The sequence below is a fragment of the Thiospirochaeta perfilievii genome, from assembly GCF_008329945.1.
Lineage (GTDB): Bacteria > Spirochaetota > Spirochaetia > DSM-2461 > DSM-2461 > Thiospirochaeta > Thiospirochaeta perfilievii.
Window position 1 is genome coordinate 1,696,763 of sequence record NZ_CP035807.1, and the last position, 24,164, is coordinate 1,720,926.

21 protein-coding genes and 1 pseudogene are annotated in these 24,164 nt (G+C 33.5%); 1 reads left to right on the forward strand and 21 read right to left on the reverse strand.

The genetic code is table 11. The annotated features are described in order from the left end of the window. Positions 1-87: 87 nt before the first annotated feature. The 20 genes and pseudogenes from EW093_RS07690 to EW093_RS07790 all read right to left on the reverse strand — a co-directional run bounded on the left by EW093_RS07690 (position 88) and on the right by EW093_RS07790 (position 22,215). Entirely contained in the window at positions 88-1,365 is a 1,278-nt protein-coding gene (locus EW093_RS07690) for a radical SAM protein (protein ID WP_149567833.1), read from the reverse strand. A gap of 18 nt (positions 1,366-1,383) precedes the next feature. Then, complete coding sequence (locus tag EW093_RS07695; protein WP_149567834.1) at positions 1,384-2,718, reverse strand: nitrogenase component 1; 1,335 nt, start codon at positions 2,716-2,718, stop codon at positions 1,384-1,386. Then, positions 2,715-4,079, reverse strand: a complete 1,365-nt coding sequence (gene nifE / locus EW093_RS07700; protein ID WP_149567835.1) for a nitrogenase iron-molybdenum cofactor biosynthesis protein NifE — start codon at positions 4,077-4,079, stop codon at positions 2,715-2,717. The genes EW093_RS07695 and nifE overlap by 4 nt, the downstream gene beginning before the upstream one ends. 626 nt (positions 4,080-4,705) lie before the next feature. Further along, a complete protein-coding gene (locus tag EW093_RS07705) occupies positions 4,706-5,224 on the reverse strand; it encodes a hypothetical protein (protein WP_149567836.1) in 519 nt (172 codons plus the stop codon). Positions 5,225-5,228: 4 nt separating this feature from the next. Further along, positions 5,229-5,840 carry a hypothetical protein gene (locus tag EW093_RS07710; protein ID WP_149567837.1) on the reverse strand — a complete coding sequence of 204 codons (612 nt, stop codon included), beginning with the start codon at positions 5,838-5,840 and terminating at the stop codon, positions 5,229-5,231. Between the two features lie 174 nt (positions 5,841-6,014). Beyond that, entirely contained in the window at positions 6,015-6,416 is a 402-nt protein-coding gene (locus tag EW093_RS07715; RefSeq protein ID WP_149567838.1) for a HEPN domain-containing protein, read from the reverse strand. Then, a complete protein-coding gene (locus tag EW093_RS07720; protein ID WP_187759878.1) occupies positions 6,400-6,744 on the reverse strand; it encodes a nucleotidyltransferase domain-containing protein in 345 nt (114 codons plus the stop codon). The genes EW093_RS07715 and EW093_RS07720 overlap by 17 nt, the downstream gene beginning before the upstream one ends. A 191-nt stretch (positions 6,745-6,935) precedes the next feature. Beyond that, a pseudogene (locus tag EW093_RS07730) lies at positions 6,936-7,343 on the reverse strand (tyrosine-type recombinase/integrase). 91 nt (positions 7,344-7,434) lie between these two features. Continuing rightward, a complete protein-coding gene (locus EW093_RS07735) occupies positions 7,435-7,851 on the reverse strand; it encodes a DUF4826 family protein (RefSeq protein ID WP_149567841.1) in 417 nt (138 codons plus the stop codon). Between the two features lie 70 nt (positions 7,852-7,921). Next, positions 7,922-9,292 carry a nitrogenase molybdenum-iron protein subunit beta gene (gene nifK / locus EW093_RS07740; RefSeq protein ID WP_149567842.1) on the reverse strand — a complete coding sequence of 457 codons (1,371 nt, stop codon included), beginning with the start codon at positions 9,290-9,292 and terminating at the stop codon, positions 7,922-7,924. An 11-nt stretch (positions 9,293-9,303) separates the two neighbouring features. After that, the gene (nifD, locus tag EW093_RS07745) at positions 9,304-10,908 is read right to left on the reverse strand and encodes a nitrogenase molybdenum-iron protein alpha chain (RefSeq protein ID WP_149567843.1); all 1,605 of its coding nucleotides are present in this window, start codon (positions 10,906-10,908) and stop codon (positions 9,304-9,306) included. An 11-nt stretch (positions 10,909-10,919) separates the two neighbouring features. Next, entirely contained in the window at positions 10,920-11,297 is a 378-nt protein-coding gene (locus EW093_RS07750; protein WP_149567844.1) for a P-II family nitrogen regulator, read from the reverse strand. 12 nt (positions 11,298-11,309) lie between these two features. Beyond that, complete coding sequence (locus EW093_RS07755) at positions 11,310-11,627, reverse strand: P-II family nitrogen regulator (RefSeq protein ID WP_246745085.1); 318 nt, start codon at positions 11,625-11,627, stop codon at positions 11,310-11,312. A 34-nt stretch (positions 11,628-11,661) separates the two neighbouring features. Further along, a complete protein-coding gene (nifH, locus tag EW093_RS07760; RefSeq protein WP_149567846.1) occupies positions 11,662-12,480 on the reverse strand; it encodes a nitrogenase iron protein in 819 nt (272 codons plus the stop codon). Between the two features lie 244 nt (positions 12,481-12,724). Continuing rightward, entirely contained in the window at positions 12,725-13,288 is a 564-nt protein-coding gene (locus EW093_RS07765; RefSeq protein ID WP_149567847.1) for a hypothetical protein, read from the reverse strand. Then, positions 13,278-14,483 (reverse strand): MFS transporter, encoded by a 1,206-nt coding sequence (locus tag EW093_RS07770; RefSeq protein ID WP_223111666.1) that lies wholly within the window; start codon positions 14,481-14,483, stop codon positions 13,278-13,280. The genes EW093_RS07765 and EW093_RS07770 overlap by 11 nt, the downstream gene beginning before the upstream one ends. 35 nt (positions 14,484-14,518) lie before the next feature. Further along, positions 14,519-16,546, reverse strand: a complete 2,028-nt coding sequence (locus EW093_RS07775; RefSeq protein ID WP_187759879.1) for a DUF1266 domain-containing protein — start codon at positions 16,544-16,546, stop codon at positions 14,519-14,521. A gap of 261 nt (positions 16,547-16,807) precedes the next feature. Continuing rightward, on the reverse strand, positions 16,808-19,048 hold the full coding sequence (locus EW093_RS07780) for a family 16 glycosylhydrolase (RefSeq protein ID WP_149567849.1): 2,241 nt from the start codon (positions 19,046-19,048) through the stop codon (positions 16,808-16,810). 13 nt (positions 19,049-19,061) lie between these two features. Further along, a complete protein-coding gene (locus tag EW093_RS07785; protein WP_149567850.1) occupies positions 19,062-19,835 on the reverse strand; it encodes a family 16 glycosylhydrolase in 774 nt (257 codons plus the stop codon). Positions 19,836-19,926: 91 nt separating this feature from the next. Then, a complete protein-coding gene (locus EW093_RS07790) occupies positions 19,927-22,215 on the reverse strand; it encodes a LuxR C-terminal-related transcriptional regulator (protein ID WP_149567851.1) in 2,289 nt (762 codons plus the stop codon). A 139-nt stretch (positions 22,216-22,354) separates the two neighbouring features. On the opposite strand from EW093_RS07790, the gene EW093_RS07795 reads away from it, so the two are divergent. Next, positions 22,355-22,960: a hypothetical protein gene (locus EW093_RS07795; RefSeq protein ID WP_149567852.1), complete on the forward strand. Its 606-nt coding sequence runs from the start codon at positions 22,355-22,357 to the stop codon at positions 22,958-22,960. A 60-nt stretch (positions 22,961-23,020) separates the two neighbouring features. Here EW093_RS07795 and EW093_RS07800 read toward each other — a convergent pair whose 3' ends face one another. After that, positions 23,021-24,064, reverse strand: a complete 1,044-nt coding sequence (locus EW093_RS07800; RefSeq protein ID WP_149567853.1) for a hypothetical protein — start codon at positions 24,062-24,064, stop codon at positions 23,021-23,023. Positions 24,065-24,164 lie beyond the last annotated feature (100 nt).

Sequence of the window (24,164 nt, forward strand, 5' to 3'; positions counted from 1 at the left end):
TTCCCTGGGGGTTCCATTTGCTCTAAAACTAGCACATAAAAAAATGTGTTTTCTTGGTTTCTCCATATAATTCTCCTATATTAATTTTTAACTACAACCACCACCGGAGCCACTACATGCAACACCGCACTCTTTACTTCTACAAGCCATTGGACTTAAAGATTGGCCATTAAATGCCTTATTTACCGCATCGTCTAAGAGTCCTTCAATTTGGTAGACCTTTATCCCTTTGGACTCTAAAACCCTCTTAGGTCTTTCTCCAATACCGTTTAAAATAATGGCTTTGCAGTCTGTAAAACCATCTGCTAAGCTCTCCCACCTTGATTGACCACCTCCTGGTTTTGTGGTAATTCGCCTCTCTTTTAATAAAACTTTTCCATCTACCTGTTCATATACTGCTAAACTACTTGCCTCACCTAGGTGCTGATTAATTAAATACCCCTCCCTAGATGCAACTGCTATATATGGCCTATTTTCATTAGGAAAAATAGACATTTTAGATGCGTGTTGCATTAATCCAGCCCATTTAGAGCTATCTTTATCTGTTAGTTTTCCAACTGCATCGGCCCTACACCTTTGGCAATGTTTCATCTGGGGAAGGTACTTTCCTGCTCTATTTTTTATATCAAACATCATGTCATGGTCTGGTTCTTCAAGGGAGCCAAAAGTTGCTCCTTCGACAGGAATCATTGGAATACAGTTAAAAATATCCACTCCTCTTTTAGTCATCTCCTTTGCAATATCAACAATGTGGTGGTCATTAATCCCAGGGATTACTATAGAGTTCACCTTTACTGTAATCCCATGATCCTTTAAAGATGCTATGGCAGCTAATTGATTTTCAAGAAGAAGAGTTGCTCCCTCAATTCCCCTAAATATTCGTTTTCCTACCTTGATCCAGTCATATATTAAAGCTCCTATTTCGGCTTTTATAGCATTAACAGTTATAGTTACATGGCTTACCCCAATCTCAGCTAAGTCATTTATAGATGGTAGAACATTTAGACCGTTTGTAGAGACACACAAAATAGCATCTGGATGTTCTCTTCGTATAAGTCTCATAGTATTTATGGTCTGCTCCGAGTTAGCAAAGGGATCTCCTGGACCTGCTATACCTGCAACGGATATTGGTATCTCCTTTGATATTTCATCAAAGAACCATGAGGCTTGTCCTGGTGATAGAATTGAACTAGTAACCCCTGGTCTTGATTCATTTACACAGTCATAATCTCTATTGCAAAAATTACACTGAACATTACATGCTGGAGCTACAGGAAGATGAACTCTTCCATAAGTTTTTGCAGCTTCTTTGTTAAAACACGGATGTTTTGCTGTATCTAAACCTTTACTATTTATTTTACTCATAATATTTCCCCTAAACTTTTATTGATAAGCATATCCAACTGGAGATGCATCCTGTTTTGCAGTTAAAAGAGTATTAGTTACATGATCTAAAAGATTCATGGCTCCTTTATACCCTATATGTAGAAATCTTGGCCCTCCAATTCTGTCATGAATTGGGAAACCACACCGAACAAAGGGGATATCTCTATCCCTTGCAATCTTATACCCCTTGCTATTACCAATTATCAGGTCAATTTCAACTCCCTCTAATAAGTCATCCAATGTTTTAAAATCAACATCTGCCTTAATTACTTCAGGGGCTGTAAACTCTAAACAGCTTTTAATATATTTCTCAAACTCTTTAAATGGAGTTCCACAGGCACAAATAACTGGAGTAATTCCTACCTCATCCAAGAAAGATGCTATGCCTGCAACAAAGTCCGCATCACCATAAACAACAGCTCTTTTTCCAAATGTATATTTATGACTATCTGCATAGGCATCTATTAATCGTGCCCTCTCTTTTAAGTAGTATTGATTAGTTCTATTTCCACTTTTTTTACATAACAGTTGAGTAAGATCATCGCACCCTCTAACACCTATAGGAGGTCTTAAAGGAAAATATTCTACTCCATTTTCACTTTCTAGAGTTTTACCAGGATTGATCCCATCCTCTAAAAATGGGCTAAACCCAATTGAGAAGTCGGCAAGATAACTAGCGCCTATTTTTTTAAGTGGGGTTCCTCCAGGGGCTATAGGCAGATACTCCCCCCATATCCCACCATCTAAGGTCTCTGAGTAGTCGGGCATAACCATAAAGTTATCAAAATAGGAGGCAACTAACTGCTTTAAATACCTTAGATCCGCTGTAGAATAAATTGATGGGAATATATTTAAACTTTGAATCTTCTCTTTTTCCCGCTTTTTTTCTTTTACTAAACTAGTTACAGCAGCATAATATCCACTTAAGTGGGCACCACCAAAGGGAGGAGGTGTAATTGCAAGGATTTCCCCATCAACTTCTTTATTACACTCCCTACAATATGCAGCAACATCATCCCCTATTGTTTCTGATAGACATGTTGCAGATACAGCTATAAGTTTAGGGTCATACTTTTGTTTTACATTTAAAATTGCGGATTTAAGATTGCTTTTTCCACCAAAAATAGCAGAAGTCTCACTAAAACTAGAGGAGGCAATATCCAAGGGTTCCTTAAAATGGCTAATCATATACCTTCTTATATAAGTAGCACAGCCCTGGGAGCCGTGCATTATAGACATAGCTCCTTCAATCCCCTTTACCGCCAGACTTACTCCTAATGGTGAGCAAACTTTACAAGGATTTGTTGTTGATACATAATCATCTTCTATCATAGTATTTCTCCCAACTGTCCAAATTTTCTTGGTGAAAAATTCCACACCGGACTCATAACAGAGTCGTGAACCTCTTTAAAAAAGTTAATCATCCCCTTATATCCTGCTAAGGCTATTTTTCTCTCATGGTTGTGATCACAAAAACCAATTCCAAGTTTAAAGGCTATAGGTCTCTCTTTTACTCCCCCAATAAATAGATCAGCTCTCTTCGCTATTACAAAATCAGATAGCTCTAAAGGGTTAGAATCATCAACAATTATGCAGCCAGGATCTGATAATATTTTTAGTTGTTCATAATCCTCTCTATTACCTGTTTGAGAACCAGCAATAACAACTGACATTCCAATTAGTTTTAAAGCTTTTATTAAAGAGAAGGCTTTAAAAGCTCCCCCAACGTAAACTGCTGCTCTTTTCCCTGCTAATATCCTTTTATATTTTTCTATTTCAGGTATTATTCTACTTAGTTCATCTCTAACGACACTTTCTGCTTTTTCCCTAACTCCAGGATAGTCAGAGAAGAAATCTGCAACATCGTATAAGGCTTTTGACATATCCTCTATCCCAAAGTATGAAACTCTTTTGTAGGGGATTCCGTAATCCTCTTCCATCTGTTTCGCAAGGTAGGATAGTGAACCTGAGCACTGAACAACATTTAGACTTGCTCCATGGGATTTACTAATTTTTTCAACTCTACCGTCCCCGGTTAATATAGATACTACTTCGATTCCCATTTGTTCATAATATTTTTGTATCATCCAAGCTTCTCCGGCTAGATTAAACTCCCCAAGAATATTGATGCTTAGTTTTGGAACTTGTGAAATATCCCCTGTACCTACTATTTTTGCTAAGGCATCGCAGGCAGCTTTGTATCCATCTTTTTTTGTCCCCTTAAAGCCCTCTGAATGAACAGGGATTACCGGGATTCCAACTTTAAGGCCAACTTTTTTACAAACAGCACCAATATCATCCCCAATTATTCCTGTAATGCATGTTGCAAATACAAATGTAGCTTTTGGTTTGTGTTCTTCTATAAGTTTTAATAAGGCTCTCTCTAGTTTTTTTTCTCCACCAAATACTACGTCTTTCTCCTTTAAATCCGTGGAGAAGCTAAGACGGTGTAGCTCTGGTCCTGAACTTAAACTTCCTCTTATATCCCAGGTAAATGATGCACATCCAATTGGTCCGTGGACAATATGGAGAGCATCAGCTACTGGATACAAAACAACTCGGGATCCACAAAAAACACACGCTCTTTGGCTAACTGCTCCTGCCAAAGATTCTTTATCGCATGTTAAGGTTCCCTCTTTTTCTGATTTGATCCATACCTGATCTTTTCTCTCATTTAATAATGATGAACTCATTTTTAACCCCTTTATGACTCTTTTATTGCAATGGTTGTGCCAAAACTTAGAAGTGGGGTATTTTTAGGGAAAAACAGTGATTTTTAACATTTATGGAATCAATTTAACTAGTGTTTATACATTGATGTATATATTTATATTTTTTAGAATGACAATAATGTGCTTAAGGAGCTACTATCTATCATTAATGTAATGGATTTATAAGTAATAAAACTTATGAGAAGGTAAATGAGTTGTTTAGTAATCGATATCCCCTAACAGACTGCTTTACAGTAGCTATAAAATTATGTTGAAAGAGTCATTATTTTAGATACAAATAAGAGAATAACGATGCTAGAAACATTAGGGTTGCTATTATTAAAAAATATTAATCTACACTTTATTATGCTTAATAAAAATGGGATAAACGATGCCTAGTTTCCAAACTGTCGTAAAACAACCTCGTTCCTCAATCTCTTTTTTGCTTGGTTTCAAATATAATTTTTCTTAAGATTCAAAAAGACTACCAAACAAACAGATTGCCAATTAAGTTAACTGTTACCTGAAATAACCATAATAAAATAATTGAGTTGCCCTACAAAGTAGGGTCAGTTCCAATTTTAATCTTATGGTATTATAGCAATAAGTTAATATAAGAAATATACATTAACAACATCCCAAGGTTTGTCAAAATTCTTATCTAGGTTAATCATTATTTCAGTTGTTCTTGTAGAACCTACAGTTATTATTTTTAGTTCTGATGTACTGTAATCTTTGGAAGATGTAACACTTCCATTGATTATATATCCAAACCTTTGGATAGTCCCTAATTCTTTAACAATTTTTTCATTACTAACTATAAAATCTTTAGCATGCTTATAAGCTTGGCTATTAAAAATTATGACATTTCCAAGAAAGTAAATCACCCAGAAAAAAATAATAAGTATCTGCCCAATTAAAAACCTCTTTTGTTTAGTTTTATTGCGATTATTTGTAAAAAGAAAAAATAGAGCAATTAAAAGTAGTAAAATACCTATATATAAACTTTCCCAAAAAGAATTTATTAATAATCTTCTAGCCAAGAAACCATATAAAATAAGTATTAACCCAAGAATAGTAAGGTATATCGTATTTTTTTTATTTATTATCTTTGCATTAGATTTCATATAATTAATCCTTTAACTTTTGAAGTATACCACTTCCTACTTCTTTTGCTTTGGAATATAGGGATTTATAAACATAGCCATAATAATCTATAGCCTCGGTTACATCTATTTCAATGTCAAAACCTACAATTGCTTGTAAAGAAGTTCCTATTGTAATACTTGTACCTTTTTTTTCTTTTAACTGATCAGTTGAGAAAGCTACATTCAATGGTCCTAAACTAGCTCCAGCATGTGCTTCACTAGTATTTTCAGTACTACTTCTTTCATAAATGGCTTGTACATAACCTTTGTTGTCTTCAGGTGTTTTATTTTTTCCAGAAAGATCCCCTCCAACATTAACAGAGACAATATTATTGATTCCAAGTTCAACATCACCACCGAACTTAGCTTCAACGTAATCATACTTTTGACCTTTACTCCATCCTTCTAATCTACTAGCACCATTTACATCAATTTCGACATCAACGATACCAACATTTAATTTAGCTTTGAACCCTCCACCAGTTCTAGAACCAATAGTAAAGATATCAGCTAATTCAGCTTTAATTCTATCTACACCTGTTAAGTCGGAGTGTTGGGTTGTATCAAAGAAGGTACTTTCAGAACATAACCCCAACGGATCTATGTAGTTAATCGGATCATTCCCAACATATGTATACCAGTTGTTACCATCTCAGCGGCTCACCCTAAAATAAAGAAAACAAAACACCATAGCTCTCTCTAAAAAACCCCTTCGCTTAAACTATCTATTAATAATATACAGGAGATAAAAGCTCCTGACCACTACTATTTAATTAGATTCAGTAGTTACAAACTTCTCAATTTGTTTGTAGATATATTTAGCTTCTCGCTGAAAGTCTTCTGCTCTTTCTATAGATAATGAGCCATAAGGCATTAATCCCATATCAGACGGATACCTAGTATCTATATATACCTCTGAAATCTCTTCTAAAGTATTCATATTGATATCTAATTTACAGTAATTTCTTACTGTTCCGTATAATTTAATAAGGTTGTGTTTTCTAGGAACTTCTTCTACTTTAAGACAGATAACCGCTTTAAAACATTTCTCTATGCATTGGTGTATATGAAACGCTACAACATTTGTTAGGTCTGGATCATCAATAAGTTTAACTACTGTTTTTAAATCTTTGGATGCAAAAGAGAGCCACTCGTTAACTAACTTGTTCATAGATAAGTGTTCCTTTCTCGGTTATCTCAGTCATAAATGGCTTATTCAATTCATCTAATATCTTGAACTCTTCTTTTGTATAAACAAGTAGATCAATTGGAACTTCCATACTTATATCAAGGATAGAATTTCTAACTGACACCTTATTTTTAAGCTTCTCATCATAGGTTTTTGGGACATCATCAATATTTAAGATTACGGCTAAATCTATATCGCTATCCTGGTTATCTGTACCTTTCGCAACAGAACCAAACATATAGATTTTAAAAGGATCTAACTCCTTTAGAGATTCAACTATTTCTGGAATATAACCTTTTAAATCAGTCATACTCAAATTGTATCCCATTTGTGATTTATTATCTATATTATTATTCACTGCTCTTAGTTCCATTTTTATACTTCTTCCTCTGGATATAACTCATTCTCTCTAGGATGATAAGTTTTATGCAATTTCTTTAATCCCTTAACAATATCTTTGGTATAACCAACTGTAGTCTGGATAGAGTCATGTCCTAGAAGTTATTGAACATATCTAATGTCTGCACCTTTTTGTAGAAGATGTGTTGCATAGCTATGACGGAGAGAGTGAGGAGTAAAACCCTAACCATCAAGGTTTGATAACTCTAAGTATTTTTTGAATCTTCTCCTTACCATATCTGCTGTTAGCTTCTGATAGGAGAAGTTTAAAAATAGAGATTTCTGGTTTATATCTACACCCTTCCTTCCCTTTCTTAACCACAGATGTATATACTCTTCAGCTATAGAACCAAGGGGAACGACTCTATCTTTGCTGTACTTCCCATCTCTAATAAAGACCTCTTTCAGACTAAAATCTATATCATCTATATTTATGTTTATGATCTCTCCAATTCTTAAACCTGCTATATACATTGTATAAACCTTATTTCTATTCAGGGTATAGTTCATTTTCTCTCTGATGATAGGTTTTATGTAGAATCTTCATTAAATGCTGGATTTGTAGAAGAAAGAGTTATTATAGGACCAATTGATACTCCTCCTAAATGCAATATTCATGATCTTTCCATAATTCATCGTCGCAGCCAACATTTAACAACATAGAACCAAAACTTTTAAGTTTTGATCTGTTATTATTTCTCACCCTAAGGTTAGACTCATCCTGGGAAATCCACTTTGTTGAAAACAGTATTATTGCGTCTCTGGAAGTTTTTATATCACTACTAACAATATGATCAGAGAACTCTAGATTATGGATAATCCATACTTTTACATTATTATTATTTGATACCCTAGCAAACCATATTGAGATGTAGGGAACAGCTAGCCATTGTAAAAATATTGAACCATCAAAATTTACATCCTGCTCACACATATAGTCTAAAACATTTGCAAACTCTGCGTTTGCCCACTCTTCACTCTTAGTAGGAGGTTTAAAAGTTTCATTTTTACTTAACATATCAATTCCCTAAATATCTTTTAAAGAACTGCCAATGAACGTAGACCCACAAGTATCATTGGCAGCAACATTACATAACTAATTCAAACTTCTCTTCTGTAGATTCTGCATCAATTTTATCCATAATTACAGATAGAATCTTCTCTACTAGTCGTAAAGCACCCCTATATCCAACAAGAGGGAAATAACTATGTCCAACCCTGTCATATATAGGGAAACCCATTCTTACAAAGGGGATATTCTCATCTTTAGCAATGTACTTCCCATAACTATTTCCTATTAATAGATCAACCGGTTCATTTTTGATCCACTGATGCATTAAATACATATCAGCTTGTGGACCATTTTTAAAGTTAGCATCTGGAACTAGACTTGCCATCTTCTCGGTAAAATATTTACCAGGAGTTCCAGTCACAATATGAACAGGTTTCATACCTATATCAACCAAAAACTCAGTTAAAGGGATAAGGTTGTCAGGGTCGCCATACATAGCAATCTTTTTACCATATAGATACTGCTCCATGTCTGTTATCATATCCACTAATTGTCCACGTTCATCTTCCAGCTCTTCAGGTACTGGACAACCTGTTACCTCACTTAGCTTCATTAAAAACCGATCTGTAGCTTTAAGACCTAAAGGAATATCAAATGTTTCAAACTCTACATCACACTTCTTTTTTAATGCTAATCCCGCATCCTCTGAGCAAAACTTACCTAGGGCAAACGTATATGCTGCAGAACCAGCTCTTTTTAAATCTGGAATTTTAGTCCCACCCTTAGGAAAGAAGTTATGTTTACCTGTTTGAGGAGCATCCATAACACCAGAAGTATCTGGAAACATTACAAAAGGTACATGCATAATACCCATGATTCTTTTTAATTCCTTCATATCCGACGGCTCAACCCAGCCAGGTAGAATATTTACAAAGTTAAGTTTATCTTCACTAACTTCTGGGAAAGTTTTAGCAATTGAAGTACACATATTTGCAAAACCTGTAACATGGGATCCAACATAACTAGGAGTACTAGCCTGTACTATATACTTTCCCTCTGGGACTTTACCATCATCTATTGCTTTTTGGGCAATCTGACTTACATCATCTCCAATAGTTTCAGAGAGGCAAGTTGTATGTACAGCAATAATATCTGGATCATATACAGTAAACATATTATTAAAAGCCTGTATAAGGTTACTCTGTCCACCAAATACAGAAGACCCCTCTGTAAATGATGATGTTCCAGACATTACAGGCTCTTTATAATGCCTTGTTAATGCCGATCTATGATACGAACAACAACCCTGGGAACCGTGGCTATGGGGCAAACAACCGTGTAACCCTAAGGATGCATACATAGCTCCAACTGGCTGACAAGTCTTTGCAGGATTTATTGTTAACGCTTTTCTCTCTTTTACTTCATCTATAGTATGTCTTAATAGCATAATATCCCCTCCTAACTTACCTTTACAAAAGATGCATTCATAGCAGCCCCTGTAGCCCATGGGGCCTTAATAAGACTCCAAACCTTAGTATTAACCATCCGATCAATATCTTTATAGAAATTAACAGCACCCTTATAACCTGCATAAGGACCACCATAGTCATAACTATGAAGTTGTTTTAAAGGAATACCCATTTTTTGAACAGCAAATTTTTCTTTAATCCCTGCACAGAAGATGGATGGTTTATACATATCAATAAGCTTCTCCATCTCGTAATGACTTATATCATCGATAACCAAAGAACCCTTTTCCATCTCTACCATTATTCCATCGTAGTCACTAAATTCGACACCTTTTGCTTCAAGAGCTGCTTTCTTATCCTGTAACTTCTGGGAATATTTAGCTTCATCCTTCTCTATGTGTAGTTCTTCTATATTTCTACTATCAGCATCTACCTTAATATTTGGAATAACCCTTCTACCCTCATAGTCATCCCTATGGGCAAACTCATATCCTGCAGCTAAAGTCTCCATTCCTAACTCGTTAAATAGTTCCTGATAGTGATGAGCCCTAGAGGCTCCAACAAATAACATTGTTGTTTTACCCTTAGTATTAGGTTTAATAAGATCTAGTTCAGCCTTAACTTTGACTTCCTCCTCCACAATAACCGCTTCTATCTTAGCTATAAGCTCCTCATCCTCAAAATACTCACCTAAACGTCTAAGGGACTTAGAAGTAGCCTCAGTACCGATAAAATTAACTTTTAACCAGGGTATTCCATATTTTTTCTCCATCATATCTGCAACATAATTTATTGAACGATGGCACATAATAAGGTTCAGATCCGCAGTGTGGGAGTTCTCAAATGCACCAATAGTAGAGTTCCCACTAAAAGTTGAAACTATCTCAATACCACATCTTTCAAAGAGCTCATCTATTACAAATCCATCACCACCAATATTATACTCACCTAACAAGTTAACTCTAAACTTACTATCACTTCTTGTATCATCTAAACCAACGACATGTTTAAATATCTGGTTATTTGCAATATGGTGACCTGCAGATTGGGAAACACCCTTGTATCCCTCACATGAGAACCCAAAAACATTACAATCTCCAAACTTTGCTTTCATCTCCTTAGATGCAGCATGAACATCATCCCCAATTAAACCTACAGGACAGGTTGAGAAAACAGCAATTGCCTTTGGGTGAAACATATCGTAAGCTTCTTGAATTGCCTCTTTAAGTTTAGCCTCACCACCAAATACAATATTTGAATCCTGCATATCCGTAGAAAAACAGTAAGGTATAAAATTCTCAGCCTTATCTGACTCTGGTCTTGTCTGGTTTCTTCTTGTTAGCCATGAGTAAAAACCACAACCAATAGGACCATGTGTAATATTTACAATATCTCTTGTAGGTCCTAAAATAACCCCTTTACAACCAGCATAAGTACACCCTCTTTGGGTAATAATACCCGGGATTGTTCTTACATTGGCCTGGATCTCTCCTGGTTCTGCTGGATCATTCGGTAGGACACTTTTAGCCCTTTTCCGGTATACTTTCTTGGGATACTTATCCAACATATATTCATCTATTTTTTCATAACTCATATGTCTCTCCCTTAATCTAATGTTGTATCGCCACGCTCAGCAGTACGAACTCTATATGAATCCATTATTGGTAGTACAAAAATTTTACCATCCCCTGAATTCCCTGTTTGGTTACTCTTAATTAGGGTTTTAACAGCTAAATCAACCTTCTCATCCTGAACAACTAGGGTTAATAACCTCTTAGGAACCATTTTAGGATCGGATCCTAACTGGGCTATAGCCTCTGGAAAACCCTCTTCTGCTCCTTTAATAAGTCTAAAATCCACAAGCCCCTTTCCTCTACCAAATACTCTACCTGTTGCAGTTAAAGAAGGAAAACCCGCTTTGGCTAATGCTCGTTTAGTCTCGTTTATTTTATTAATTCTAATAATTGCCATTACCTCTTTCATTAGGTTCTCCTATTACGCTTTTTCCCCAGAACTTATTGTATAAATTTCATCAATAGCCGAAACAAAAACTTTACCATCTCCAAAGTTTCCCTTCTCCCCGGTTTTTGCTGCTTCTAATATCATGTTTATTACAAGTTCTTTATCAGCTTTTTTTACAACTGTCATTAAAAGATCTTTAGCAAGTTCATCGTATACGATCTCCCCTACTTTTAATCCGTGTTGTTGTCCACGCCCAGCAACATTTATCTTTGTCACCGCTGGAAAACCTGCTTCAAAAAGTGAATCTATAACATCCTGAGACTTCTCAGGTCTAACAATTGATCTAATCATTACCATTCTTTTATCTCCTAAATCCTTATATTTCTTAGTTTGCAATACCAAAGTCTATTAATAACTTTTCAAGATCCTCAATCTCTAAAGGAGTAGGTATAACTTTCATTTTATTTTCATCTATTTTTGCAGCTAATGTTCTATACTCATCTGCTTGAGCATGTTCAGGTTTAAAATCAATAACAGTTTTTCTATGAATCTCAGCCTGCTGAACCATATTCTCCCTTGGTACAAAGTGAATCATCTGTGTTCCAAGTTTATTGGCTAACTCTTGAATCATTTCAAACTCATTATCTACCTTTCTTGAGTTACAAATAAGGCCGCCTAGTCTAACACCACCTGCATCAGCATACTTAACAATACCTTTACAAATATTATTAGCAGCATACATTGCCATCATCTCTCCAGAAACAACTATATATATCTCTTCGGCTTTTCCCTCTCTAATAGGCATGGCAAAACCACCACAAACAACATCCCCTAATACATCGTAAAATGTGTAGTCTAAATCCTGCTCATAGGCTCCTAACTGCTCTAACATATTAATTGAAGTAATAATTCCTCTACCTGCACAACCAACACCAGGCTCAGGCCCTCCAGACTCAACGCACCTTGTAGCTCCGTAACCATCTTTCATTACGTCATCTAGCTCTATGTCTTCACCCTCTTCTCTTAAAGTATCAAGTACTGTTTTTTGTACTAAACCACCAAGTAAAAGTCTTGTAGAGTCAGCTTTTGGGTCACAACCGATAACCATTACTTTTTTTCCCATTTCAGCTAAACCTGCTACTGTGTTTTGTGTAGTAGTAGACTTCCCTATTCCACCTTTACCATAAATTGCTATCTTTCTCATAATCTGATCCCTCTCTGACCTTAATTTGTTTATATAACTACTAATGCAAGCACCGTGCCAAATTTGGAAAAAGGGAACATCTCAATAAAATTGAGCTATTTTTTACATATTAGTTCATGTTTTTTTTACTTAGAGTGTAGAAGAGACATAAATGTAAATAAGACTTTTTTTTAATATACCAAGATGTCTAAGAGATGGAATGAGAATTTACATAAAAGTATAGGGGGGAAGAGAATTACTCTATTTAACCTTCAATATTAGAAGTGGCAAAAAGTAATAAGAGGCCTAGGGATCCAATATCTACTTGAGTTCCTATATTAAACTCTAAGTTACTATCAAAACCTATGTATATAGAGTTTTTCCAAGAGTATCTAAATCTACTAGGATTATTTTTATAATAGGTTCCAACTTTTATTCCTAATTCAAAGAAAGGCACAATACCAACTTCATTTAGACCTAACTCTCCCTTTGAGTAGGCACCGAAGCGAAATATTTTATTTTGTAAAAAGTCGTAATAAACCTCAATAGGAAATAGTGTTACAACATCCTTATCATAATTATGTTTAATATTTACTAAGGAAATCTGATAACCCAAGTTATTAATTAAAGTTTGAAATTGAAAGTCTAATAATGATACAGAAAATTTATCGATACTTGATGAATCGTTATCTATTTTAGTTGAATGATTCCATACAGTATCAATTGTTCCTAAATTCCAAGTAGATTTCACATTCTCAGCACCTAGAGAAAATATTGTCAAAACCCATAAAACTAGAACAATTAAACTTTTTAGTAATTTATACATCATTTATAGTGCCTCTTTTTAGAAATATAAATAGTAAAAAAAGTAGAGTTATAGTAATAAGAAGAAATAGTGGGATAGCTTCAATTCCATAAACCCTTGCTAAAATACCAGCTATTGAAGGAACTACAGCTGCACCTAATCCAGCAGCAGAGATCTGCATCCCTATTGTATTAGCCTCATGCTCCCTCCCAACCCTAAACTTAGTATCCGAGACCAAACCTGGAAATATAGGAGCTATAGAGAGACCTGCAAGGGTAATTCCTAAAACAGAAACTATAGGATTTATATCTATTAGTAGCAAAAATACCCCGATTATTGCAGAAATAAGGGATATGGTTATAATCCTTCTTAAAGGAACTTTTTTTGTATACCAACCTGCACTTATTCTACCAATTGTAAACATTCCCCAATAACTACCAGCAATAATTCCTGCTAATTGGGGATCAATTCCCCGGGATTTGGTTAAAATAGTATAAGTCCATAACCCAAGACCCAATTCAAACCCTGTATAGAGTAGGAACATTAACATACTAAGAAGGGATGGTATGTGGGTTATAGTCGAAATAATTGTGGTTACACTATGGTCGCTTTCTACTAAATCCTCAATATTTTTATTATTGGAGTACCACAGTTTTTGTGTTAAAAGAAACAGAATAGCCAAAACTAGTTGTAGAATAAATACAACTTGATACCCTACCTGCCATCTTCCTGTTAAGGCTATACTATAGGTCATAATTATTGGTCCAGCTGTAATCCCTATACCAAAACTTGCATGTAACCACTGCATAGCTCGCTCGTTGTGGTTCTGTGCTATATATGTATTTAATCCTGCATCAATTGCACCAGCTCCAAATCCACCCATAACAGGTATTATAAAAAAAAGTGGCCAGAAGGGAGTTATAGAGTAGATCAACATAGTAATAGAAGTAAGAAAACAACTAAAAGCCAGTAATTTCCCAATCCCAAGTTTTTTTACAATATAACCACTAAAAAAACTTGATAACATATACCCTGCTGTTCCAAATATTAAAATAAGTCCTACAGAGTCTATACTAACTTTAAACGTATCCTTTATCCCTGGCCAAGCAACACCAAGAAGACCGTCTGGCAACCCAAGGGAGATAAAAGCGATATAAGCTATAATAATAATGTTAATATTTTTTAGTGATTTTGATCTATTCATAAATATTTCTATCATATTTAACTCTATGTTTCAATTTCATAATTAAAAAGTTAACCAATACTCGAGGAATCTATCTCTACAGCTTTAAAAGACTCCTGTTCGTCATAAAACTCTAAAAAATCTAGTACATCTTTTGGAAGTTTACCTCCAACCTTAATTGCCTCATTAAAAAAGTAATATGCCCTCTCGTAGTCAGGCTCTATCTTATTTAAGTGACTATACCCTGTTAAGTAGTTAACTCTTATATTTGTACTATAAAAGTAGTAACACTGGTCAAGATATTTTAAAGAGGCATTATAATCGGCCCTACTAAAATAGAGTTCTGCAGTTAATAAAAGCATATACTCAGGCTTATTATCATCCTTAATATTTATATTATATTTTTGAATAACAACCTCTGCCTCATCTAACTTATTTAGGTTAAGAAGAATCCTTGTATAGACTCTATAATAATCAACAAGAGTGTTATACTTTTCCCCAAGGGATTTTAATTGAGTATAAGCTTCATTAATTTTATTCTCTTTTTCTAGGGATTCAATATAGTATATAGGGCCATAGATATCATCGGGAAACCGATCTGTATGTAGCTTAAAACGCTCACTAGATATATCTAACTCCCCTGCGTTTCTTAGACTAAAGGCATTTAATAGTAGAGCCATTTTAAATGGATAATCTAATCTTAGAGAGGAGTTATAGGACTTAGCAAATTTTGAAGCCGCATCTTTATACTTAGTATCATTATACAGGTCTAAACCATCGTAGTAGAGTGTTATAGCTTGTTGCAAATTATCATTTGTATGTAGAATATCTAGAATCTTTGTATTAAAATTATTATCACTTCTCTTAACCCCATCTAATAGCCAAGGTTTAGACCATATATTAAACTCTCTTAAACGTAGCTGACTATACATATTTAAAGATTTATTTCCCGTTTCGTTAATATCCTTAAACCCTGCAGCCCAAAACATTCTTCCCCATATATAGTTTGATGAAAAATCCTCCCACGAGTTGTATAGAAGAAGAATTTCATCCCTATACTCCCTTATCATTTTAATACTTTCATCTAAGGTGATATATCCAGCATCATAAGCCCATCTACAAACAGAGATACCACGGCCGTAGTCCCAGGCCTTTAATAATCGAGCCCTTAAATTTTCCATCATATCAGGATATTGAGTTATAAAAACTAATCTTTTAGCATCACTACTATCAATATTATTATCTACAATAAAATCCAAAATTGACCTGTTTTTGCTAGAAACATACAGGTCCAAAATACTTTTCAACCTACTAGAGTATCCATTTTTATTTAGGTTCTCTATCTTCTCAAAAAACTGGTCTCGACCTGTAATACCCCATGAGTTATCTAAAATTTGAGCAGACTTATATAGTTCATCCTTTTCAAAAGATTGAATCCTCTCCTCTATATTATAGTTCAAACTGTGTAACAGAGAAGACATCCCTAGGGCCTGACGTAGCTCATCATCAAGTGTTATTTCTTCATAAGTATTATTAAATAGAGATGTTTCATAACTATTTTCATCCCCGTAATTTAGAGTTATCTTTTTTAACAAGGGCTCTAACTCACTATTTTTAGTGGTTGAATACTCATTAAAACTAAATAAATAGGAGATATTAGGAAAATCTATATGATAGGCATTTAAAATTGTAATTAACACATAACCCAAATCGCTTTGGACATAACACTCTTTTAACCTAATAGCGTAGTTAAAACCGGCACTGTCCAAAATATCAATAACATCATCTAAACTATTCGTATTTTTAAAAGGCTCTAAAGTGTAGCTATAGTCCTTTAAATTTGAGTAGTTAATGGATATATTATCAATTAAACCTGACTCATTACTAACAATAGTTATGTTATTATAGCTGTAAGTCTTCGTATTTTTGGAGCTTTTTTTCAGATCCCACTTATCTTCAAGGTTATCTACTAAAGTTTGATTAATTACAACTCCTTCTATGTCACCTACACCATAGTCAGATATTTGTTTATCTACTGTAGAGCATGAAAAAATAGAAATAAGAAGTAGGAATAAAAATATATTTTTAAATTTTTGCATACGCAATTTTAGCATTGATTTAAAACAGTGTCATAAATTTTAATAAGATATGTAATTTAATGTATAGGGGAAATATTTTTGTGGCTATTTATTATTCTTCTAGATGTTATTATATCCATAGGGCTATATCAATATTTCAAAATGAATAATAAAATATTGGCAATTATTTGTAGTATTATAAGTTTAGCAGGATTTAGTTATTTTTTAATTAACATGAAACGTAGACCATACTCCTAGCTTAAGACTAGGAGTATTATTATACTAATTTTGCTCTATTTCAAACCAATTAAGATTTACATCAACAGCAGAAATAACAATTTCAGATTCTCCTTCTGGTAATACTATTTCACCAGAAATTGTTTCCCAGTTCTGCCAATCCTCAGACCCCTTATACGTTAGTTCTGTAGTACCGGAGTTTGTTCTAGTTATTAAAGGATTATCTGTTGTTGCAGAGGCTACTCTATAATTAACTTTGTAACTTCCAGCCGATGGAGCAATAACCCTATATTTTAGCCAATTGCCATCAGTCATCCATCCAATATTAAGTCCACCCTCAGAGCACTCCTGTGTTTGTGGAACTTCTGATTTACTGTAAAAGTCTTCGGCTTCGATTCTTGTTAATCCTATTATTTTTTTAGGTTTAATTAGCTTACTAAAAGAGACATTATCAATATAAACAGTATCAGTACTATTCTCATCGTCTAAAATAAATGCAACTTTTACATTATTATAGTCTTTATTTATTCCATTGAACTCAAAGGAGTACTTTTTTGAAACTTCCAGTAAGTCAACTTTTATTTTCTCACCAATTAATTTCCATTTTTCATCAAAAAGCCCTAAATAAATTTTCCTTAAATCATTAGAGTATCCATTAAAAGCAATTTTATAACGATCATCCTTAGTTAGACCAATATTCTCTTGATATAACATAATTGAGTTCTCTTGGTTACTGCTATCTATTGTGACTATTTTAGCCTCTCTACTATATAAATCAGGATTCACACTAAACATCGCATCACTTTTACTATCAACTAACAAGTTCCAAAATGTTTTTCTGTCGTTACCACGATCAAATGTACCATTATATATAACATTTCCATATTTTTGTGGTAAGTGATTTGGTATTTCAACAATGTCTCCTGGCATAGCGATGACTTCTAACTTAATGTCATCTAGCCAGATATCAGCATCATCAAGGCCCATATTAAACTCATACCTTGCTTTAACATCTGTCTTCTCTTCCATTTTAAAGTCGAAGCTATACTCTTTCATCTCTTTTGAAATATTAATTTGTTTCTCACCAGAGTAAGCTGTCCAGCCTCTATCTTCCAAACCACCAATCTTTAACATAAAACTTCTATTTTTTTCAGACCTAGCTTTAAAACTAACTCTATATGTATAGCCTTTTCTAACATTCATATCTGTTTGAAATAACTGGTTAGCCCAAGTTTGATTTCCAGATGCATTTATGTTAATAAACATTTCACCATTTTCAATTGAGGCAGAACCTACTCCCCCTTCATTGTTAATAAAAGTCCAAAACTCATCGCCATCATTAAACTTATCATTTAATACATAGTTTCCATCATCCTGGGGAGCTCTACCAACTAATTCTGAACCATTAGTATCTTCAACTGGTTTGTTTACTAGCTTATATGGACTATTTAACTCATAAACTCTAACCCAATCTATCTCGAACTTTTGTGGAAATTTTGTGGAATCATTAGGATTTCCTGGCCAAGTACCCCCAACAGCTAAGTTAAACTGCAGGTAGAAATCTCTATCAAATGGAGCAGGGAAGGTCAAGCTTTCAACTGATTCCTCATTATTAGAATACCAGTCATTCTGAGTTTGATAGAGTATACCATCAACATACCACTTAATCTCACCTGGTAGCCAATCTAATGTATAAGTATGAAATGAGTCACTAAAATTACCAGAATCTAAGGTATAAAAAGTTCCAGTAGAGCTTTTGGGATTTCCATAGTGCAGTGTTCCGTAGACTTTATTAGTCTCATGACCTAATGATTCCATTATATCAATCTCTCCACACGCGGGCCATGGTCCATAAATATCATAGTCTGTAGGCATCATCCACAGTGCAGGCCACATTCCCTGGCCTTTTGGTAATTTCGCCCTTATCTCGTATCTACCATAGGTCCAATCTCCCTTCCCCTCTGTAGTTAACTTTGCAGAAGTAAAGTTACTACCGTTATAATCTTCCTTATGTGCCTCTAGAATAAGTTTTCCATTTTCAATTCTGGCATTTTTTTCTCTAGAGGTATAATTTTGAAGCTCTGAATTTCCGTAACCTCCAGCACCTTCTACAAAATTCCAATTCGTTTTATCTATTGTACTAGACTCAAATTCATCACTCCAAACAAGTGTCCAGTTCTCTCTTGTTTCCTTTAAATCATCCTGTACATCTGTAGTTTTTGATGTTGTACAAGATGAGATTACAGCTATTATAGTAGTTATAATTATATATTTATAAAATTTCATTTAACTCTCCAATCTATTTTTTATATGAAATATAGTCATATTCAGCATATAATGGCCCACTATAATAAAAGTGATTTAGCCAATCATCCACGCCAACTCCAGGCCATAGGTTTACCATTATTTGCATAGGATGGCTTGGCATTAAAGCTCCGTAAGGTGCATTAAACCCTGTATTATTGACTCCATATTTCCAAACTCCATCTACATACCAATTAATATAACCATTACCATACTCAATTGCATATTTATGAAACCCATAAGCAGCATCAAAACCAAGATCAATAACAGCTTCATGGCCTCCGATACCATTTACATAATAATTAAACTGGACCTTTGTTGTATCTTTTCCTAAAATTTCAACATCTATCTCATCCCAGGGGGATCCAGTATACAAAAAGAAAGATGTAACAATACCATTACCTTTTGCAGCCTTCATATTTGTTTCAAAAGTCCCAAAACTAAATGTATTTTTACTTCTATACTCCCCACTAGAATAACTTTTACCAAAACTATAGGTATTGTCTAGTTTTAATACTAACTTACCGTTGCTAAATGTTGCTTTTTCAGGTAACCAACCACAGTTAAACATTCCGTCATTTGTCCAATTTGCTTTTTCAAACTGGCTGGTATTGTAATAATTCATAGGTTCCCACATGTCCCATGTTTGAATATAGCGACTACCTGACTCAATGGTACTAATATCTTTTTCATTAGATATCTGGCTAATATTACAGCCCATAAATAAAATTGAAATAAACAAATAAAACAGACTTAATTTTATTTTCATTTATGCTCTCCTTTTAATAGCATTATCAAAGGATAATAAGGATAGAGACAGAGACTTTAATATTTAATTTTTTAGGTACCAAAAGTACTAGTTACTTTTCCACTGATAACAAAGAGTTCATAACACTAAATAGATAATGGCTATACCCATGTTTATCAACCTGGTAGTTTTGAATCTCCTGTACAAGTTCTATTTTATTAGTTACTTTAAATTTAGAATATATTCTAGACATATGACCTTTTACTGTACTTTCAGAGATAAACAACTCTTTTGCAATACTTCTAATTGATAATCCCTGTAATATTAGTCCAATAACATCCTTCTCTCTTTTAGAGATATTTTTTTCAATATAAAACGAGTTATCAGGAAGTACAGTATCTTTAATTAATGGTATTGCATCAAAAACAAACCATCTAAAACCTATAATTTCATTATTTTTATTAAATAGACCACTAATCTGGGCTACTGGAATATATCTGTTATTAATTTCATCGATAAGACGAACTCCAGGATACTTAAGAAAGGTGTCTTTATTTTTTATCTTCCATTTTAGGGAATCAATAATTTTTAAATCTTCATTAGGTATTACTGACCTTAAAGACCTTACACTCTGCCCATTTCTAGTTAACTCGTTATGTAAAAAGTTGTTTTTAAATAAAATTCCAGTATTTAAATCTGTATCCATAATCATCATTGGAATCATTTCAAAGATACTATCTAGACGAGTCTTATTATCCTGCAAATTATATAGTTTATCCTCAATCAGCTTATTTTTATTTGTATTATGTAGTGTATTTGAAACTTCCCTACTTAAACTTTCATATATTATAGGTTCAAAATTACTTTTCTCAAAAACTACATAACCATAATATTGATCATTATACAAAAGTGGTAGAACAAAATAGTCCTCGGAACTCTTATCCTCGTAAGGTAATTTATCTATTAAGTCAGATGCATTATTCCCTTGAGAAGACTTTTGATTATGTAAAACTATATAGGTATTTTTTATACCAAACTTACCAAATTCCTCATTTATAATTCTATATATATCTTCAAGACTGTTACAATAGTTAAATTTATCAGATGTTTCTCTTAATAAATAAAGTAGTACCTCTGTATTTTTCAACTTTTCTGCTAAGTTATGTGTATTTTTTAATACAAGTTCAGAATAACCACGTTTAAAAAGTTCATTTATGTAATTTTTTTCATTAATGTTAGGATAATAATCTAAAACCGTGCTTTGGCACTGGTTTAATATCTTATTCCAAATATCAAAATAATAGTTCCAATTAGTAGTTAATTTTAGCCAATCACTTAAGGCATATAGGAAAATTGGTTCCTTACGGAAACTATTTATATCTAAAATAATATTATCAATTAGGGTTGGAACTAACTTGCTCAAGTCATCTTGTATGCTTTTTTCATTGTTAAAATCAGTAATTATTAAATTAATTATCCTACTACGGTCAACTCTATCGATAGATTTATTTATTCTGCTTTTAATCGGGATAAAGGCGTTGCAACCACAAGACTCCCTTATTATTAATTTAGTATCAACCTTTGTTATCATAGGTACATCTTTGTTATTAAATAACAACTCTAATATAGTACATGCACTAAATGCCTGTTCGATTAATGGCTGATGAACTGTTGTTAATGGAGCTGTCATAAAGTTTGAATCTAATATATTATCAAAACCTGTGATTAGATAATCTTTTGGTGATTTAAAGCCTAATTTATTTAACTCGTTGGAAATACCTAAAGCCATTTCATCATTAGCACAGATAAGAGCATCACATGTAAGACTACCGTTTATAACTAACTTATTTAAAAATTTGTTGAAACTATTATAACTAAAATCCCCTTTGAATATTAACTCGTTATCAAGTTTAAAACTGTTTTTTTTAATAGCTTCTTTATATCCTTTAAATCTTTCTAGGTTTTCAGCATTTGTTTCAGGCCCTGAAACAAACCCTATTTTCTCTACATCATGATTAGTTATTATATGATCGACAACAGAAAACATTCCACCAAAGTTATCTGTAACAATACTAGGGATACCATCAATAATAGCACCAATGGACACCATAGGTTTAGTGTAAAAATTTTTTAAATAGTTATTAAGATCTTTAGAACTTAAATAGTTACCAATTGCACCAGAAATTGATATTATTCCATCAATTTTATCACTTTTGGATAGATTATAAATAAAATTATAAAGCTGTTCACCATCATTTGGAGAGTTTATTGATCTTCCTATAAAAAAGTAAAATTTAAATGGGTGTAATTTGGAATACTCTTCAAAGCCTTTTAAAATTAAACTTTGATATCTTCCATCAACATTATTTATTAATACACCAATTTTTTTGTTATCACCCATAAATAGCCACTTCTCCTAAAATATGTTTACAACTAAGAATAATACACTAATATAGGACTTTTTGTACTATTTATTTAGAAACAATTCGGCTCTGTCTGTATATAAGTTTTGACTGAATAATAATATTCAAGGAGATAACATGAAAAAAATAATTTTAGTTTTAACAACAGTACTTACTGTATTAGTGTTAAGTAGTTGTGATGTAGATGGATCAGAGACAACAAAGAAAGATGATTCTACGTTAAATGAAAGCCAAGGTGAAGTTACTAATGTAACAAAAATAAGTAGCTATATTTCTAACTTCACAAATTGGGAAGAGAACAAAGATGCTGATGGTTCAACAATATCAATTGTTGTAGAGAGTGATAATTTGTTAGTAAGTTACGACATTTCTAATTCAACTAATCAATATCCATATTCCCAAACAATGGTAACTGCTGTAGATACGGATGATACAAATATTCCATTTACAGATGTAAAAACAATTACTATTGCTTACAAATCTGGGACAGATCTAAATATTAGGTTAAACGATGAAGGAAACGATGGAAAAGAGTATTTCCATACACTAGCAGCTTCAACAGAATTTACCACAGTAAAATTAAATCTTAACACCACAGATTTTGCCCAACCAGATTGGGCTACAGGGGATAGGGATTTAATACTAAGTAATGTCGTAGGAGTTGTTGTATATGGTACAGATAACTCAGGTTCATTCGAACTAGATAGTATCTCAGTAGAATAAAAAAATAATACAAGAGGAGCAGTTACACCAAAGGTGTAACTGCTCAAAGGAAAATAAAAATTAGAACCACATATTGATTTTATATGATGTAGCTATAGTTGCTTCAGCATCATCAGCTGTTGATGTTGATAGTGTTAGTGCTAATGATGTGCTTAAATTACCAAAAGACTTTTTAATTACACCTGCAGCACCAATCCCTAGAATATCATTTGTATCGTTACCACTTACACTTGCTTCGATATCTAGTCCTATTACAGGAACTACGGGTGTAGCTTTTAGTCCAAAAAAGTAATCATTTTGTGTCTCTGTTATTTTGTATGTTGTTTCAGAAACTAGATTAACAAAGTTTTTAATATCATAACCAAGGTTTGCGCTAATCCATTTAACGTTAGCATCTTTAGTGAGAGTTGATTCAAACTTAATATCTGCTAAAAGTTGTGGAATTATTTTTATAGATGTTGCAATCCATAAAGATCCATCGTCCTCTCGAGGAGTATAACCAGCATAAATTTGACCAAATGAATCCATGTTATATTTAAAATTAATATTTATCGCATTTTTAAGATTATCTTCTAAAACTATTTCAGATCCTCCTCCAAGAGAATAAACAAAAGCAGCTGATAAATTATTTAGATTTATTTCTGCTATTAAGCCATCTTTTGCCCCTGTATAACCATTTCCCATAGCTTGAAAATCATATCGACCAAGACCTAAACCAAATGCATCATTAAAAAGTTCACCCTCTATTGCATTAGGGGAGTAGGATATAACTTCCATATCGTTACCAGCAAAAAGTTTAAACATCCCACTACTATTAAAATCAGTCCACAGATAGGCTTGTTTAACTTTAAAGTCGCTTGATGATGGAACGAACTCACCAGGGTACCACCCACCAACACCCATTTCTCCTCCAAAACCTTCTCCATTAACTTTTACATTTACCGAAAAGTCGTTACTGCCAAACTTAGTAGTTGGGTCATTATCTCCAACGGTTTTGTAAAGTTCACCTTTTGTTTCAAACCAACCATCAAGAACAACATCAACTGCAGAAGCAAATGATACAAAGACTAAAGACAACAGTAATAAAGTTGTAATTTTTTTCATAATTTCTAACCTCCATTTAATTAGATTTTAATTATTCAATCTAAATAGAAATTAGTGCAGGTCCCTAAATATTGGAAAAAACCAGTACAAAAGGTACTAG

What these genes read in the sequence shown, in the direction of transcription:
- EW093_RS07720 (WP_187759878.1), bottom strand. Translation starts at nt 6,744, where the DNA reads ATGACTGATTTAAAAGGTTATATTCCAGAAATAGTTGAATCTCTAAAG.
- EW093_RS07690 (WP_149567833.1), bottom strand. Translation starts at nt 1,365, where the DNA reads ATGAGTAAAATAAATAGTAAAGGTTTAGATACAGCAAAACATCCGTGT.
- EW093_RS07785 (WP_149567850.1), bottom strand. Translation starts at nt 19,835, where the DNA reads ATGAAAATAAAATTAAGTCTGTTTTATTTGTTTATTTCAATTTTATTT.
- EW093_RS07800 (WP_149567853.1), bottom strand. Translation starts at nt 24,064, where the DNA reads ATGAAAAAAATTACAACTTTATTACTGTTGTCTTTAGTCTTTGTATCA.
- nifE (WP_149567835.1), bottom strand. Translation starts at nt 4,079, where the DNA reads ATGAGTTCATCATTATTAAATGAGAGAAAAGATCAGGTATGGATCAAA.
- EW093_RS07790 (WP_149567851.1), bottom strand. Translation starts at nt 22,215, where the DNA reads ATGGGTGATAACAAAAAAATTGGTGTATTAATAAATAATGTTGATGGA.
- EW093_RS07775 (WP_187759879.1), bottom strand. Translation starts at nt 16,546, where the DNA reads ATGCAAAAATTTAAAAATATATTTTTATTCCTACTTCTTATTTCTATT.
- EW093_RS07755 (WP_246745085.1), bottom strand. Translation starts at nt 11,627, where the DNA reads ATGATTAGATCAATTGTTAGACCTGAGAAGTCTCAGGATGTTATAGAT.
- EW093_RS07780 (WP_149567849.1), bottom strand. Translation starts at nt 19,048, where the DNA reads ATGAAATTTTATAAATATATAATTATAACTACTATAATAGCTGTAATC.
- nifH (WP_149567846.1), bottom strand. Translation starts at nt 12,480, where the DNA reads ATGAGAAAGATAGCAATTTATGGTAAAGGTGGAATAGGGAAGTCTACT.
- EW093_RS07695 (WP_149567834.1), bottom strand. Translation starts at nt 2,718, where the DNA reads ATGATAGAAGATGATTATGTATCAACAACAAATCCTTGTAAAGTTTGC.
- EW093_RS07765 (WP_149567847.1), bottom strand. Translation starts at nt 13,288, where the DNA reads ATGATGTATAAATTACTAAAAAGTTTAATTGTTCTAGTTTTATGGGTT.
- nifD (WP_149567843.1), bottom strand. Translation starts at nt 10,908, where the DNA reads ATGAGTTATGAAAAAATAGATGAATATATGTTGGATAAGTATCCCAAG.
- EW093_RS07750 (WP_149567844.1), bottom strand. Translation starts at nt 11,297, where the DNA reads ATGAAAGAGGTAATGGCAATTATTAGAATTAATAAAATAAACGAGACT.
- EW093_RS07770 (WP_223111666.1), bottom strand. Translation starts at nt 14,483, where the DNA reads ATGATAGAAATATTTATGAATAGATCAAAATCACTAAAAAATATTAAC.
- EW093_RS07795 (WP_149567852.1), top strand. Translation starts at nt 22,355, where the DNA reads ATGAAAAAAATAATTTTAGTTTTAACAACAGTACTTACTGTATTAGTG.
- EW093_RS07705 (WP_149567836.1), bottom strand. Translation starts at nt 5,224, where the DNA reads ATGAAATCTAATGCAAAGATAATAAATAAAAAAAATACGATATACCTT.
- EW093_RS07715 (WP_149567838.1), bottom strand. Translation starts at nt 6,416, where the DNA reads ATGAACAAGTTAGTTAACGAGTGGCTCTCTTTTGCATCCAAAGATTTA.
- EW093_RS07735 (WP_149567841.1), bottom strand. Translation starts at nt 7,851, where the DNA reads ATGTTAAGTAAAAATGAAACTTTTAAACCTCCTACTAAGAGTGAAGAG.
- nifK (WP_149567842.1), bottom strand. Translation starts at nt 9,292, where the DNA reads ATGCTATTAAGACATACTATAGATGAAGTAAAAGAGAGAAAAGCGTTA.